This window comes from Caldisericia bacterium, assembly GCA_026414995.1.
Lineage (GTDB): Bacteria > Caldisericota > Caldisericia > B22-G15 > B22-G15 > JAAYUH01.
On record JAOAHY010000002.1, the window covers coordinates 22,592 to 37,400 of the forward strand.

Here is a 14,809-nt window from a genome sequence, read left to right on the forward strand (position 1 = left end):
TCATAATAAATTTTGATAAAATAGATTTAAAATCTTCTTTGGGAGGTGTAAATGTTTGATAAAGTTAGAGAACCAAAAGAGGCACTTCTATTATCTGGACTTAAAGATGGTTCAACTCTTCTTATAGCTGGTTTTTTAGCAAATGGTACAAGTGAAATATTAATAGATACAATTTTAGAATTAGGAGTAAAAGAGTTAACAATAATATGTAATGATACATCATTTCCAGATAAAGGTATAGGAAAGTTAATAAAAGAGAGGCGAGTAAAAAAAGTTATAACAACTCATATTGGAACTAATCCTGAAACTCAAAGGCAATATTTAAATAAAGAACTTGAAGTTGAATTTGTACCACAAGGAACTTTAATTGAGAGATTAAGAGCATATGGAGGAGGTTTAGGTGGAATTTTAACACCAGTTGGAGTTGGAACAATTGTTGAAGAAGGAAAACAAAAATTTTCTATAAATGGAAAAGAATTTTTGCTTGAATTGCCTCTTGGAGGAGATATCTCAATATTAAAAGCAAAATGGGGAGATAAATTTGGAAATTTAAAATATTATGGAACAGCAAGAAATTTTAACCCTATTATGGCTCTTGCAGGAAAAAAAGTAATTGTTGAAGTTGAAAATTTACTTGAAATAGGTGAGATGAATCCAAATGAAATTGAGACACCTGGAATTTTTGTTGATTATATCGTAAAAGGAGGAAAATAAAATGGATCCAAAAGAGCTTATTGCAAAAAGAGTTGCGAAAGAGTTAAAAGATGGAGATATAGTTAATTTAGGTTTTGGAATTCCAACTCTTGTATCAAATTATATTCCTCAAGGAGTTAGAGTTATTTTTCAAGGTGAAAATGGAATTTTAGGAATTGGAGAAGTTAATAAAGAAAAACCTGACCCTGAAATAACAAATGCAGGAAATGTTCCAGTTAAAACACTTCCATTTTCCTCCTTTTTTGACACATTTATGTCTTTTACAATGATTAGAGGTGGACATATAGATGTTACAGTACTTGGTGGAATTCAAGTTGATGAAGAAGGGAATTTGGCAAATTGGATAATACCTGGAAAAATGATCGCTGGAATAGGTGGGGCAATGGACCTTGCAGTTGGAGCTAAAAGATTAATTGTTGCAATGGAACATACTGCAAAAGGTGAACCAAAAATTTTAAAAAAATGTACATACCCATTGACTGCAAAGAAAAGAGTAAATTTAATTGTTACTGAACTTGCAGTTATTGAAGTAAATAAAGAAGGACTCATTTTAAAGGAGATTAGTCCATTCACAACTCTTGAAGAAGTAATTTCTAAAACAGAAGCAAAACTTAATGTATCAAAAGATCTAAAAATTATGGAAATTTAATTTATTTTTTAATATTTAAAATTTTTCTTGCTTCTTCAGGCGTTGCAATTTCTCTTCCAAATTCTAAACTAAATTTTGCGATTCTTTCAACAAGTTCAGCATTTGATTTTGCCAAAACTCCTTTTTTTATATAAATATTATCTTCAAACCCTACTCTAACATTTCCACCAAGAGTAACTGCAATTATTCCAAGAGTAAATTCATATCTTCCAATTCCTGCAACCATCCAAGTTGAATTTTTAGGAATAGAGTTGATTAAAAAAATTAAATTTTTAGGATCACCACTCATACCTCCTGGTACTCCTAAAACAAAATCAAAATGTATTGGTTCTTCAATTAGATCCTCTTTTAAAAGTCTTAAAGCATTATCAATCATTCCTGCTTCAAAAATTTCAACTTCTGGTTTTATTTTTCTATCTTTCATAATTAAAGCAAACTTTTTAATCCAATCTGGTGGATTATAAAAAACTCCATCGCCAAAATTTACAGTTCCACAAGTTAAAGATGCAAATTCAGGATTAAGTTCAAGTGGCTCAGCTCTTTCTTCAAAACTCATACCAATAGCTCCACCTGTGGAAATTTGAATTATTATATCTGGTACTTTTTCTTTTATTTTTTCAATAATTTCTTGGTATCTTTCTTTTTTTTGTGTTGGTGCCCCTCTTTCATCTCTTGCGTGAAGATGAACAACAGATGCTCCAGCATTATAACTCCTTAATACCTCATTTGCTATTTCTTCTGGTGTTAAAGGAAGGTAAGGCGTTTCTTTTCTTGTGACTTCAGCCCCTACTGGGGCAACAGTGATAATTAATTTTTCCATAATTAACTCCATTTATCAAATAAATTTCTCCTAACAACTTCATTAATAATATAAAATGCAACATCAGATGGATATGTATCAATTCCAAATCCCATATCATATCCGAGTTCATGAGCAAGTTCTTTTGTAATTCTAAATCCACCACAAATTAAAATAACTTTGTCTCTTATATTTTCAGCTTCAAGAAGTTCAACAAGATATGTTAAATTTTTAAGGTGAATGTTTCTTTGAGTAACTGTTTGAGAAATTAAAATCGCATTAGGCTTAAATTCAAAAATTTTTGAAACTAAAAATTCATGTGGAACTTGTGCTCCTAAATTTAAAATTTCAAAAAAGGGATACCTTTCAAGTCCAGAATCACCTTTATAACCCTTTGCATTAATTATTGCATCAAGTCCAACAGTATGAGCATCTGAACCAATTGTTGCAGCAATTATTTTAATCTTTCTTTTATCTAAAATCTTTTCACCTAATTCTAAAACTTCATGAAATTCATGTTTTCTTTTCTCTTCTTCTTTAACTTCTATTTTTGAAATAAGAACTCCTTTCTTAAATTTTCCATAAATAATGTAAAAGGAAAAATCTTCATAAAGATCTTTTTCAAAAACAATTATTTCATCTGTAAGATTCATTTCTCTTGCAATTTTTCTTGCAATTTCTCTTGAAAGATTGGAGAGTTTAAGTGGTAAAGTGAAAGAAATTTGTACCATACCATCATTTGGTAAATCACCATATGGTTTTATTATTAATTCTTTTTCTTTCATATTCTTCTCCTAAATTTCAAATTCAATATAATCTTTATCTTTTTTAAACACTCCTTCATATCCTCTTCCCTCAAACTTAGGTCTTTTTACATTAGAAAAATAACCTTTTTCTAAAGCATTAAACAAACCTAAACTCTCTATTTCTTCAAGAGTTTGAACTGCTTTCTCAAAAATAGTTTTTGCTCTCGTTTCTATCAAACCACCATTTCTAATTACAAATTCTTTTGAAATGTTTCTTAATGCTCTTCTTATATATTTTGCATTTTCAATTGCAAGATATCTATCTTGAACAAAAGGGGTGTGAAGTGCTTCAGTTAACATACCTAATAAAACTATCTCTTGATCCGTTAAAATTGAAACAATATTGAATAAAGTATCCATTGCATAAGAGAAAAAGATATTTCCTGTTTTATATCTTGTTGGTGGCATATATTTAATTGGAGATTTCGGAAAAAGTTCTCTTACAAGTTGTGCTTGTGCAACTTCATATAAAAAAGAATTTTCTAAGTTTGGATCAAGTTCATAAGCATGTCCAAGACCAATTTGGTTTTCATTCATAGAAGAAAATTTAGCAAGTTGCTCATTTATTAGTTGAGAAACTATAACTGTGTAATAAAATTCAAATGAATCAACTGTTTTAATCAAATTATCCTCACCAGTTACAATTGGTATATCTGCAAGTGATAAGATAAATCTACTGAATTTCTGATCAATCATAGTTCTAATTGGATTTATATTTCTAAATAAAATTCCATATAGAGCATCATTTACCATAAGATCTAACCTTTCAAGAGCTGCAATTATTGAAATTTCAGGCATACATAAACCAGAAGAATAGTTAACAAGTTTTATGTATCTTTTTGTATTTTGTGTCACATCATCAAGTTTTTCTCTTACATATTTAAAATTTTCCTGTGTTGCATAAGTTCCGCCATATCCTTCTGTTGTTAAACCATAAGGAACATAGTCAAGCAAAGATTGAGCAGTGCTTCTGATTATTGCAATGTAATCGGCACCAAGATAAGCAGCAGAAGATGCTTGTTTTGCATCTTCATAAATATTTCCAGTTGCAACAATTACATAAAAGTATGGTTTTTCAAATGGAGTATATTTTTGAAAAAGTTCTTCTCTCTCTTTTTTTCTATTATTTATTCTCTCTAAACATTCTTTTTTTAAATTTTTTGCTAATTTTTCAACCTTTTCTTTTTCTAAAATTTTAATTTCATTTAAACTAATTTTTCCATCAAGAACTCCTTTAACAAAATCCTCTGGCTTCAAAGAGTTGTAGTTTAAAATTCCATTTGAAATAACAAATAAAACTCCTTTAGATAAAAGATTTTCTTTTTTTAATTTTTCAACAAAAAGATTTACAATGGGAACACCTTTTGAATCTACACCTTTTATGCCCAATAATCTTAAAATGCCCCTTTCAATTGAAACTGTTGAATAATCCTTAATTTCATTGATAACTTTTTCTGAAATTTTCTTTGCAATTTCTTTTGCATATAAAACTCTCTCTTCATTTAAATTTAAAATTCCCTTTTCCATATTTACCTTCCTTTAACTGGATCAAAAATTTCAAATGGTTTTAATCTATCTTTCAATGTTTCAAAAACCTCCTCCTCATCTTTTAAATTAAAAACTCCTTCTTGATTAAAAGAGGAAAATGAAAATCCTAGAAGTTTAACTTGATTAATAACATAAATATCTCCTTCATTTTTTTTAAAATCAAAGTATATTTTTCTTGATGTGAGAATATTATAGGGATGCTCAACAATAATTTTTTTAATATCCTCTTTTATTATTTCATCTAAAATAGCATCAGTTAAAGCACCATTTATAAATAAATATTTCTCGTTAAATTTTTTAATTGTGTCTGATTTAATGAAATCATTATTAAGAATATAGATGAACTTATGGTGATTTTTTATTTTATAGATTATATTTTTTATTTCTTCATCTATCTCAGGGAGCAAAAAAAGTTCTTTATAAAATAGAGTTTCTTCAATTATCTCTTCTTTTTTATCCATAATATTAAGACCAGTTTGAAGAATTATTCCATCAGAATATCTTATACTAACTTTTCTATCAATTGCTCCATCTATTAAAATGAAATCAAAATCTAGTTCTTTAATTTCATTTAATATTTTTTCTAAATCTTTTCCAATATATGGACCAGATACTTCAACATCTCCTTCTTTTTCGATTTTCACTAAAATTAATTCACCTTTTGAAGTAAATATATTAAATTTTTTAACTATTGAAATTTTAGCATCACTATTTTCAAGAGAATCAATAGAAGTTATCACATAAAAATTTTCTTTTAGATGAATTTTTGGTTTTTCAAAAAGAAAAAGGTAATCAAAACTTTCCCCATCAATTCCAATTGAAGTAATACAAACTTTCTTGCCCTCTTTCTCTAAAATTTCAATTATTTTATTTAAAGTTGTAGTTTTACCACAATTTTTTGAAAGTCCTATAATTGATAAAATTTTTATATTATTCTCTTTTAGTTTTTGTAAAATATCCATTTCTTCTTTTGATTCTCTCTGAATCTGGTGGTTCAATTAAAAGTCTATTACCAGAAAGTATTGATGCTGGGCCATCTTTACTTATTAAATTTTTCTCTTTTTCACATAAATCGCAATTTTTTGGACAGTTTGAAATTTTATCTTCAGGTTCTGTATAAGAGAAAAATCCACCTTCATAGTTTCTTAAAACAACCTTCCTATCTGACATTGATATAAGATAATTTGGAAAAACTGGAATTTTACCACCACCAAGAGTATCAATAATATATGTAGGAACTTTAAAACCAGAAACATGTCCTCTTAAGTTTTCTATTATCTCAATACCTTTTCCAACTGATGTTCTAAAATGAGATATACCTTGTGAAAGATCACATTGATATAGATAATAAGGTCTTACCCTTATTTTTACAAGTTCATTAACTAGTTTCTTTTGAATTACAGGACAATCATTAATTCCTTTAAGAAGTACACTTTGGTTTCCAACTGGAATTCCTGCATCAACAAGTTTTAAAATTGCCTTTTTACTTTCATCTGTAATTTCTTTATAGTGGTTAAATTGAGTATTAAGCCAAATTGGATGATATTTCTTAAGCATATCAACTAATTTATCAGTTATTCTCATAGGTAGAGTTGATGGCGCTCTTGTTCCAATTCTTATAACATCAACATGTGGAATTTTTCTTAACTCTTTAAGAATAAATTCAAGTGTATCATCTGAAACAAGAAGTGCATCGCCACCAGATAATAAAACATCATTTATTTCTGTATGTTCTCTTATATATTCAATCCCTAATAATAATTCTTCTTTTGTTCGAGCTCTATCTCTTTCACCTGCTAACCTTCTTCTTGTGCAATGCCTACAATACATAGCACATTGGTCTGTAATTAAAAAAAGGACTCTATCTGGGTATCTATGAGTTAATCCCTTGACTGGAGAGTCAACATCCTCAAAAAGAGGATCTAAAATATCTTCTTCCTTTATATCTAATTCTTTAATTGTTGGTACAGATTGCTTTCTTATAGGATCCTCTGGATCATCCTTATCAATAAGTGTAATCCAATATGGAGTTATAGCCATTCTTAATTTTATTAAAGAATTTTTTACCCCCTCTTCTTCATGAGGAGTTAAATTTATAACTTTTTTTAAAATTTCAAGATTCATTATTCTGTTTCTTAATTGCCAATGCCAATCATACCACTCCTCTTCTTTAACATCTTTCCATATATCTATCTCTCTATAATCCCTCATATTACCCTCCAAACTCTTCTTCAAAAATTTTTCTTAAGTGAGAATTTTCTCTTAAAATATTAAATGCAAATTCAGCATGACCTTTTGCATAACCATTTCCAATCAACATATCAATATCTTTTCCAATCCCCTCTGCGCCAAGAGCTGCTTTTGTAAATGATGTTGCCATGCTAAAAAAGTAAACTAAGCCTCTCTCTTTGCATGAAAGAATTGATGACAACTCTGTATCTGGAACATTTACACAATTTATTACTTTATCACATAATTCTCCTTTAGTTATTTCATTAACTTTTTCATATATTTCAATTGGGTCTTGTGCATTTCCAGTTATTAAATAATCATAAAAACCTAATCTTTCAATTCTTTTTTTTGATTTTTCTGAATGTGCAAGAGCAATTACAATTCCATTTTTTGCATATTTTTTTGCAATATATGTACAAAGAAGGCCAGATTTTCCACCTGCACCAATAATTAAAACTTTATCATCCTCTTTCACAATTCTTGAAACTTGAATTGGAGCACCTGCAACATCAAGAAGAGAAAGTGAAGTTCTTAAAGAGAAATCAGATGGAATTTTTGTAAAAACTCCACTTTCAAAAATTATAGCTTTTCCTTCAATTTCAACTTGTTCTTTTTCAATATCTATGCTTTTTATTTTTTCAATTTTTAATGGAGTTAATGAAAGCGAAACAAGAGAAGCAATAAGGTCTCCTTCCTTTGCTTCAACTTTTTCCTTTAAGTCATCTCCTATTTTCTCAATAACACCAACAAACATACCACCAGAGCCAGTTATAGGATTATGCATCTTTCCTCTATCTTCAACAATTTTTAAAATTATCTCTTCAATTTTTTTCAAATCACCATTTGCTTCATTTTTTATTTGAGTAAATGATGAAGAGTCTATATTTAAAAATTTAACATCAACTAAAATCTCATTTGAATAAATAATTCTAAAATCATTATTTAATTTCTTAGCAGGTTGAGGAAGATAACCTTCTGGCTCTAAGACTCTATGTCTTCCAAATTTATCTCCTCTCATACTTTTCTCCTTTCTCCTAATTTGTATTTTTTTATTTTGTATTGAAGGGTTTGTCTTGGTATTTTTAAAATCTTACTTGCTTTAGATATATTTCTGTTTGAAATATTTAAAACTTCCTCAATTATCTTTTTTTCAAATTCAGATGATAACTCAGATAAACTCGACTCTTTAAAATAAATTGATCTTGGTAAATATGATTTTTTTATTATTTTTCCATGAGAATTTAAATATGACGATTCAATTATGTAAAATAATTCTCCAACATTTCCTGGGAAGTTATAAGAAAGAAGAAAGTCTAAAAAATCATCACTAAATTTTTTTTCCTTTTTATATTTTTTATTGAGTTTATTTAGAAAATAATCTGATAGAAGTTTAATATCTTCTTTTCTCTCTCTTAAAGGTGGAATATCAAATTCAATTTTTGAAATTTCATAATATAAATCTTTTTTAAGTTTTCCTTCTTTTATTGAAAAAATTGGTAAGGTCTCAATTGATGTTATTAATCTTCCTCCAAATTTACTACTTTCTAAAAGATTTGTTAATTGATCCTGTAATCTTAGTGGAAGAGAATCTATATTTGCAAGATAAAGAGTTCCGCCATCTAATATGTGGATAAAACCCTCTTTAATTAATTTTTGTTTTGAATCATATATTCCAAAGATTATTTCTTCAAGTAGTGACTCCTCATAAGTTGAACAATTTAAATATAAAAATTTCTTTTCTTTTCTTTTTGATATTGAGTGAATTATTTGAGAAAGTAATCTTTTTCCAACCTGTGGTTCACCAACAAGTAGTATAGGAGTATTAATGAGTCTTCAATTTTTTTAATATCTTCTTCTAATTTATTCATTTTCTGATAAATTTGTTCCAATAATACTTCTTGTTTTAAATCAACTTTATAATTTTGTTCTGCCATTAATTGATTTTTTTCTTCTTTTTTTCCACTCTGAAGTTCAATTATTTTTTCACTTAATTTTTTAACTTCTGTTATATCTCTTGATAGTTCAATTGCGCCAATTAGTTCTCCTCCATAATATAAAGGAAAAGTTGTATTAAGAGTTGTTATTTCTTTTCCTTTATATGTTAAAAAAACTTGAAGTTTATTTATTATTGGTTCGCCTGTTTTTAAAACCTTTAGAAGAGTTGATGTTTCTGGTGTTAAAGATGGAAAAACTTCAAGAATATTTTTTCCGATAACTTCATCTTCAGATAGTCCTTCAAGTTTTGAATTTGCTTTGTTATAAAAAAGCGTAACACCATTTTTATCAATGATATGAATTCCTATATCAACATAATTTAAAAGTATATCAATTAATGATTCCCAAGGAAAATATTTTATCCTTTCCATTGTTAAAATTATATCATATTTTTAAAATAGAAATTTTGCCTAAAATTTAGCATATTTAATAAAAAAAAAAATTAAATTTCTATACTTTTTGTTGCTTCATCAATTGCTTCATCTAAAATTTGAACTATTCTTTCTAAATCTTTATCTTCAATTACGAGTGGTGGTGCAATATAAGTTTTATCAACTGATGCTCTACAAAGATATAAACCTCTTTTATATGCAGCTTCCTCAACTCTCATAGCAAATCTTATGTTAGAAGGAATTCTCTCTTTTGTGCTTTTATCTTTAACATACTCAATTGCCCAATGAAGCCCAACGCCTCTTATATCACCAACTCTTTTGTGTTTCTTTAACTCATTTAATAGTTTTCCTAATTTTTCTCCTTTTTCTTTTGCTTTTTGAGGTAAATTTTCTTTTTCAATTAACTCTATATTTTTAAGAGCAGCAACAGTTGAAAGGCAGTGTCCTCCAAATGTGTGTCCATGGACAAACATATTATCAACAAAAACTTCAAATAATTCTTCTTTAACGATCATTGCACCAAGAGGTGCGTAACCTGATGTTATCCCTTTTCCAAAAACCATAATATCAGGGTCTAAATTAAAAAGTGAAGAACCAAAAAGTTCACCACATCTTCCCCATCCGTTTATAACTTCATCTGCAATTATTAAAATATTATTTTCTCTTGCAATAGTTTGAATCTCCTCAAAATATTTTTTTGGTGGAACAAGAGCACCTGCTGCACTCATAACTGGTTCCATTATTATTGCTGCAATTGTTCCTTTTCCTTCATAATAGACAATATCTTTAAAACATTTGGCGCATTCTACATTACATGAGTTTGGCTCTTTTCCAAAATCACATCTATAACAATATGGAGGAGAGATATGAATAAAAAAAGGAAGAAGAGGTTCAAATGGTTGTCTATAGATTCTTAAACCTGTTGCAGAAAGTGCCCCATAAGTTACCCCATGATATGATTCTCTTCTAGAAACAATTTTCTTTTTTTCTGGATAACCTTTAATTGCCCAGTATTGTCTTGCAAATTTAATAGCTGATTCAACTGCCTCTGATCCACCAGAGATAAAAAATGTTGTCTTTAGTGTTGATGGAGTTATTTTACTTAATTTATCAGCAAGTTTTATTGCTGGTTCATTAAAATAACCTCCAAATAAACTTGCATAATTTATTTTTTCAAGTTGTTCTTTAAGGGATTCAATTATCTCTTTTCTTCCATGGCCTATATTTACTGTCCAAAGAATAGACAAACCATCTATATACTCTTTTCCATCAATATCATAAATTTTTGCACCATCTCCTTTTACAATAATTTTTGGCCCTTTCTCTCTTATCTCTTTAACAAAAGCATAATGAGGTAAAACATTGCTCTCAGCAATTTTTATGAGTTCATTTTTATCCATAATAACCTCCTATTTTATTAAACTATTCAAAAAAATTATAACATCTAACTTATTTTTTCTTTAGATAAGGATTTTTATTAATTGGTAAAGATGCAATTGCATCAAGATTATAATCTGAAAAATAACCCTCAAGAAAATATTTTTCCCCAACAAGAGCAATCATTCCTCCATTATCAGTTGAAAATTCAAATGAAGGAAAATAAAATTCAAAATTAGAGTTTAAATTAAAATATTTTCTCAAAAATTTACTTGCTGAAACTCCTCCAACAACTGAAACTTTATTTATTCTAAATTCATCATAAGCAAGTTTTATATTTCTCATTAAAGATTCATAGATAGAATAAAACATAGATGAAACTAAATCTTCAACTTTGTAATCACCTTTATTTATTATATTTAACACTTCTGTTTTTAAACCTGAAAAGGAAAAAGAATATCTTTTTTTCTTATCTTTGAATTTTGGAATTGAAAATTTAAATCTATTTGGATCTCCTTTAAGAGCAAGTTCATCAAGCATCTTTCCAGCAGGATAATCAAAACCTAATCTTCTTCCAATTTTATCAATAACTTCACCTGCTGAATCATCAACTGTTTCACCGAGAAGTTTATATTTAAGATTCTCTTCAACAATTAATAAAATCGTGTGTCCTCCTGAAATAATTAGTGATAAAAATGGAAATTCTAAATTATGATCAAAAAAAATTGAATATATATGCCCTTCAAGGTGGTTAACACCGATTAATGGTATTGAAAGAGAGTAAGAAATGGTTTTAGCAAATTCAACACCAACAAGAAGTGAACCAACAAGACCTGGACCTATGGTTACAGAAACACCATCAATTTTATCAAGAGAAATTCCACTTTTCTTTTCAAGATCTTCTAAAACAAATGGGAAAATTTCAAGTTGTTTTCTTGCAGCAATTTCTGGAACTACTCCCCCATAACTTTTGTGAAAATCCTCAGATGTAGCTCTTACCATGGAAATTAGTTTTCCATCACTAACTATTGCCATTGATGTATCATCACAGGATGTTTCAACTCCTAAAACTTTCATATGTAATTAAATTTTATCATATATCAATATAATCGAGCCATCCATATTTATCTTCTTCTTTGCCCTCAACTATGTTAGAATATTTTTCCTGAAGCAATCTTGTTATTTCTCCAATCTCACCTTTTCCAACTTTAATCTTATCTACACTTATAACTGGTGTTACTTCAGCAGCAGTTCCTACTAAAAATATCTCATCAGCAATATAAAGTGCTTCTCTTGGCATGAATTCAACTCTAACTTCAATTCCAAGATCTCTTGCCAACTTAATAATTGAATCTCTTGTTATTCCTTCCAAAATTGATGAAGATAGAGGTGGCGTATAAAGTATACCATTTTTTACAAGAAAGATATTTTCTCCACTTCCTTCACTTATATAACCAAAATAATCAAGAAGAATTGCCTCTTGAAATCCATAACTTACAACTTCCATTAAAGCAAGTTGAGAATTTAGATAATTACCACTTGCTTTTGCCATAGCAGGTAAAGTATCAGGTGCAAATTTTCTCCATGAAGAAACCATTACATTCAACCCTTTTTTTATATTTTCATCTCCAAGATATCTTCCAAGATCAAAAGCAATAATAGATACTTCAACTGGAACATTTAGTGGATTTGGTGCAATAGTTCCATATCCTCTATAAACTATAGGTCTTATATATGCAGATTCTAAATCATTTTTCCTTATCAACTCTTTTGTTGCTTCCCTTAATTCTTCAACTGAATAAGGAATCTCCATTCTATAAATTTTTGCAGAATTTTTTAATCTAATAAGGTGGTCTTTTAATCTAAAAATCTCTGGACCTTTGTCTGTTTTATAACACCTTATACCTTCAAAAACACCAGAACCATAATGAATTACATGTGATAGAATATGAATTTTTGCATCCCACCAGTTAACAAATTCACCATTCATCCAAATAAATTTAGCCTCCTTAATCGGCATGGCTCCTCCTTTTTATATGATAAATATAATTAAACAATATTTTATGATAAATTTAATTTAATTCAATAAATTTTTATATCAAAGCATAAAATAATTTAAATTGAAATAATTAACTTTATTTGAAAGAAATCTTTTTAAGAGTTATAATTTTTAAAGTTATGTATCCAAGACTAATTATTAACATAAAAGCAATAGGTGAGAATTATTTAAAAATAAAGAAAAAATGTGAGGAGTTAGGAGTTGAAGTTGTTCCTGTAACAAAAGTTGTTAGAGGTGATGAAAACATAGTTAGAACTCTTGTTTCTCTTGGTGCTAAAGTTATAGGTGATTCAAGAGTTAAAAATATAAAAAATTTTTCTCATATTAAAGTAAATACACTTCTTTTAAGAGCACCTTCTTTTTCAGAGATAGAAGAAACATCTGATTTGGTTGATATCTCTTTAGAAACAGAACTTTCTACAATTGAAAAACTTTCACTCTCTTTAAAAAAGAAAGGTAAAAAACATGGAGTAATTGTTATGGTGGAAGTTGGAGAATTAAGAGAGGGAGTTATGCCAGAAGAAGTTATTCCTTTTGTGAAGAAGTTGATAACATTTCCAAATATTGAATTTCTTGGTCTTGGAACAAATACAACATGTTTTTCTGGAATCATTCCAGATGAAAAAAATTTAAAAGTTTTATATGATTTAAAGATAAAACTCGAAGATGAAGGGATTCCTGTAAAAATTATTTCAGGAGGTGGATCAAATTTACTAAAAATGATATGGGATAAAAAGTTACCTAATTTTATAAACCAAGTAAGAGTTGGAGAAGGCATATTTTGTGGAGTTGAAGCAATAAAAAGAGAGAGACTTCCTGGTTTAAGAGAAGATACATTTTTACTTGAAGCAGAGTTAATTGAAGTTAAAAGAAAACCATCAAAACCATGGGGAGAGAGAACAAAAGATGCTTTTGGAGAAGAAGTTGAATTTAAAGATGAAGGTGAAATGATAAGGGGGATTCTTTCTCTTGGAAGACAAGATGTAAATTTAGGTGGAATAAAAAACGACGAAGATATTAAAATAGTTGGTGCATCAAGTGATCATATGGTTATCAATTTAAATAAAAGATACTTTTCAAAAGTTGGAGATGTAATTTCGTTCAGGTTAAATTACTCAGGTGTTTTATCTGCAATGACTTCTCCTTATATAGAAAAAATTTACATTGAAGAATGAAATATAAACTATTTTTCACATTTTTGAAAATAAGCACATTAACTTTGGGTGGTGGTTATGCAATGGTTCCAATAATTGAAAGAGAAATCATAAAGAAAAATGTAATTGAAAAAGAAGAATTTTTGAACCTTTTCTCAAAAGCACAAAGTTCACCTGGTCCTATTGCAGTAAACACTGCATTTATGGTTGGAATGAAACTTGGCGGAGTTATGCTTGGACTTTATTATGTTTTAGGAGTTTTTATTCCTCCATTTTTTGCTATTTTAATAGTAGCTTCACTTTTCAAAAAATATATTGATATTTTATATGTCCAACATTTTTTAGAGGGAATAAGAGTTGGAATTTCAATAATATTGATTAACTTTTTATTAGGGATAATAAAAAACTTTAAAATTATTGAAGCAATTTTTCTTTTATTTGGGTTTTTATTAATCTTTCTTTTTAAACTTCACTCAATTTATACACTCGTTTTAATAACCTTTTTTTATTTTGTTTTTACATCCAAAAGGAATAAAAAATGATTCTAAAATTATTTTTTATATTTTTTAAAATAGGTTTATTTTCTTATGGTGGTGGTTGGAGTGCTTTATCAATAATAAAAGATGAACTTGTAAATGTTTACAAATTAATAACTCTAAAAGAGTTTCTTGATATGGTTTCAATAGCCGAAATAACACCAGGACCTATTGCTTTAAATATAGCAACTTATACAGGAAATAAATTTGCTTCATTCACTGGTGGATTTTTTGCCTCAATTGGTTTGATTATGCCTGGAATAATTATATTGATTCTATTAGAAACAATTTTAAATTTTCTAAATAAAAAGTATGATCTTTCAAATTTTTATAAAAGTTTAAGAGTAGGAGTTGCTGTTTTAGTTTTATTTGCAACATATCTAATTACATCAAATTCAATAATAGATTTAAAAACATTTATAATTTTTTTAACTCTTCTAATGTTAATTTTTATAAAAAAAGAAATTCATCCACTTATTGTTGTTTTTCTTGGTGGTATAGGTGTTATGCTTATTAAAATGATATAATTTTTTAAAAAGTTGAAAGGA

At 28.0% G+C, this 14,809-nt stretch carries 15 protein-coding genes; 5 read left to right on the forward strand and 10 right to left on the reverse strand.

Annotation, left to right across the window (positions count from 1 at the left end):
* The first annotated feature begins 51 nt into the window (after positions 1 to 51).
* Together N3D74_01040 and N3D74_01045 are read left to right on the forward strand one after the other, a co-directional pair.
* Positions 52 to 714, forward strand: a complete 663-nt coding sequence (locus tag N3D74_01040; protein MCX8094765.1) for a CoA transferase subunit A — start codon at positions 52 to 54, stop codon at positions 712 to 714.
* A 1-nt stretch (position 715) separates the two neighbouring features.
* A complete protein-coding gene (locus N3D74_01045; protein MCX8094766.1) occupies positions 716 to 1,363 on the forward strand; it encodes a 3-oxoacid CoA-transferase subunit B in 648 nt (215 codons plus the stop codon).
* Between the two features lies 1 nt (position 1,364).
* Here N3D74_01045 and N3D74_01050 read toward each other — a convergent pair whose 3' ends face one another.
* From N3D74_01050 to N3D74_01095, 10 genes are all read right to left on the reverse strand, one after another.
* On the reverse strand, positions 1,365 to 2,183 hold the full coding sequence (locus N3D74_01050) for a 3-keto-5-aminohexanoate cleavage protein (protein ID MCX8094767.1): 819 nt from the start codon (positions 2,181 to 2,183) through the stop codon (positions 1,365 to 1,367).
* A gap of 2 nt (positions 2,184 to 2,185) precedes the next feature.
* Positions 2,186 to 2,947 (reverse strand): cobalamin-dependent protein, encoded by a 762-nt coding sequence (locus N3D74_01055; protein ID MCX8094768.1) that lies wholly within the window; start codon positions 2,945 to 2,947, stop codon positions 2,186 to 2,188.
* A gap of 9 nt (positions 2,948 to 2,956) precedes the next feature.
* Positions 2,957 to 4,495 carry a lysine 5,6-aminomutase subunit alpha gene (locus N3D74_01060; GenBank protein ID MCX8094769.1) on the reverse strand — a complete coding sequence of 513 codons (1,539 nt, stop codon included), beginning with the start codon at positions 4,493 to 4,495 and terminating at the stop codon, positions 2,957 to 2,959.
* Between the two features lie 2 nt (positions 4,496 to 4,497).
* The gene (locus N3D74_01065) at positions 4,498 to 5,478 is read right to left on the reverse strand and encodes a hypothetical protein (GenBank protein MCX8094770.1); all 981 of its coding nucleotides are present in this window, start codon (positions 5,476 to 5,478) and stop codon (positions 4,498 to 4,500) included.
* Positions 5,447 to 6,727, reverse strand: a complete 1,281-nt coding sequence (gene ablA / locus N3D74_01070) for a lysine 2,3-aminomutase (GenBank protein ID MCX8094771.1) — start codon at positions 6,725 to 6,727, stop codon at positions 5,447 to 5,449. The genes N3D74_01065 and ablA overlap by 32 nt, the downstream gene beginning before the upstream one ends.
* 1 nt (position 6,728) lies before the next feature.
* A complete protein-coding gene (locus N3D74_01075) occupies positions 6,729 to 7,766 on the reverse strand; it encodes an L-erythro-3,5-diaminohexanoate dehydrogenase (protein ID MCX8094772.1) in 1,038 nt (345 codons plus the stop codon).
* 745 nt (positions 7,767 to 8,511) lie between these two features.
* Complete coding sequence (locus N3D74_01080) at positions 8,512 to 9,114, reverse strand: PAS domain S-box protein (GenBank protein ID MCX8094773.1); 603 nt, start codon at positions 9,112 to 9,114, stop codon at positions 8,512 to 8,514.
* 71 nt (positions 9,115 to 9,185) lie between these two features.
* Entirely contained in the window at positions 9,186 to 10,535 is a 1,350-nt protein-coding gene (locus N3D74_01085; protein ID MCX8094774.1) for an aspartate aminotransferase family protein, read from the reverse strand.
* Positions 10,536 to 10,584: 49 nt separating this feature from the next.
* Positions 10,585 to 11,589 (reverse strand): tRNA (adenosine(37)-N6)-threonylcarbamoyltransferase complex transferase subunit TsaD, encoded by a 1,005-nt coding sequence (tsaD, locus tag N3D74_01090; GenBank protein MCX8094775.1) that lies wholly within the window; start codon positions 11,587 to 11,589, stop codon positions 10,585 to 10,587.
* A gap of 16 nt (positions 11,590 to 11,605) precedes the next feature.
* A complete protein-coding gene (locus N3D74_01095; protein ID MCX8094776.1) occupies positions 11,606 to 12,532 on the reverse strand; it encodes a branched-chain amino acid transaminase in 927 nt (308 codons plus the stop codon).
* A gap of 119 nt (positions 12,533 to 12,651) precedes the next feature.
* On the opposite strand from N3D74_01095, the gene N3D74_01100 reads away from it, so the two are divergent.
* From N3D74_01100 to N3D74_01110, 3 genes are read left to right on the forward strand one after another with little or no spacing between them, the layout of a single operon-like run.
* Complete coding sequence (locus tag N3D74_01100) at positions 12,652 to 13,746, forward strand: alanine racemase (GenBank protein ID MCX8094777.1); 1,095 nt, start codon at positions 12,652 to 12,654, stop codon at positions 13,744 to 13,746.
* Positions 13,743 to 14,267, forward strand: a complete 525-nt coding sequence (locus N3D74_01105) for a chromate transporter (protein ID MCX8094778.1) — start codon at positions 13,743 to 13,745, stop codon at positions 14,265 to 14,267. Before N3D74_01100 ends, N3D74_01105 begins: the two co-directional genes overlap by 4 nt.
* Positions 14,264 to 14,788, forward strand: coding sequence for a chromate transporter (locus N3D74_01110; GenBank protein ID MCX8094779.1), 525 nt, complete (start codon positions 14,264 to 14,266; stop codon positions 14,786 to 14,788). Before N3D74_01105 ends, N3D74_01110 begins: the two co-directional genes overlap by 4 nt.
* The last annotated feature ends 21 nt before the right edge of the window (positions 14,789 to 14,809 follow it).

Excerpts from the sequence above, each read along its gene's own strand:
- N3D74_01040 (MCX8094765.1), top strand. The coding sequence starts at position 52 with ATGTTTGATAAAGTTAGAGAACCAAAAGAGGCACTTCTATTATCTGGA.
- N3D74_01045 (MCX8094766.1), top strand. The coding sequence starts at position 716 with ATGGATCCAAAAGAGCTTATTGCAAAAAGAGTTGCGAAAGAGTTAAAA.
- N3D74_01050 (MCX8094767.1), bottom strand. The coding sequence starts at position 2,183 with ATGGAAAAATTAATTATCACTGTTGCCCCAGTAGGGGCTGAAGTCACA.
- N3D74_01055 (MCX8094768.1), bottom strand. The coding sequence starts at position 2,947 with ATGAAAGAAAAAGAATTAATAATAAAACCATATGGTGATTTACCAAAT.
- N3D74_01060 (MCX8094769.1), bottom strand. The coding sequence starts at position 4,495 with ATGGAAAAGGGAATTTTAAATTTAAATGAAGAGAGAGTTTTATATGCA.
- N3D74_01065 (MCX8094770.1), bottom strand. The coding sequence starts at position 5,478 with ATGGATATTTTACAAAAACTAAAAGAGAATAATATAAAAATTTTATCA.
- ablA (MCX8094771.1), bottom strand. The coding sequence starts at position 6,727 with ATGAGGGATTATAGAGAGATAGATATATGGAAAGATGTTAAAGAAGAG.
- N3D74_01075 (MCX8094772.1), bottom strand. The coding sequence starts at position 7,766 with ATGAGAGGAGATAAATTTGGAAGACATAGAGTCTTAGAGCCAGAAGGT.
- N3D74_01080 (MCX8094773.1), bottom strand. The coding sequence starts at position 9,114 with ATGGAAAGGATAAAATATTTTCCTTGGGAATCATTAATTGATATACTT.
- N3D74_01085 (MCX8094774.1), bottom strand. The coding sequence starts at position 10,535 with ATGGATAAAAATGAACTCATAAAAATTGCTGAGAGCAATGTTTTACCT.
- tsaD (MCX8094775.1), bottom strand. The coding sequence starts at position 11,589 with ATGAAAGTTTTAGGAGTTGAAACATCCTGTGATGATACATCAATGGCA.
- N3D74_01095 (MCX8094776.1), bottom strand. The coding sequence starts at position 12,532 with ATGCCGATTAAGGAGGCTAAATTTATTTGGATGAATGGTGAATTTGTT.
- N3D74_01105 (MCX8094778.1), top strand. The coding sequence starts at position 13,743 with ATGAAATATAAACTATTTTTCACATTTTTGAAAATAAGCACATTAACT.
- N3D74_01110 (MCX8094779.1), top strand. The coding sequence starts at position 14,264 with ATGATTCTAAAATTATTTTTTATATTTTTTAAAATAGGTTTATTTTCT.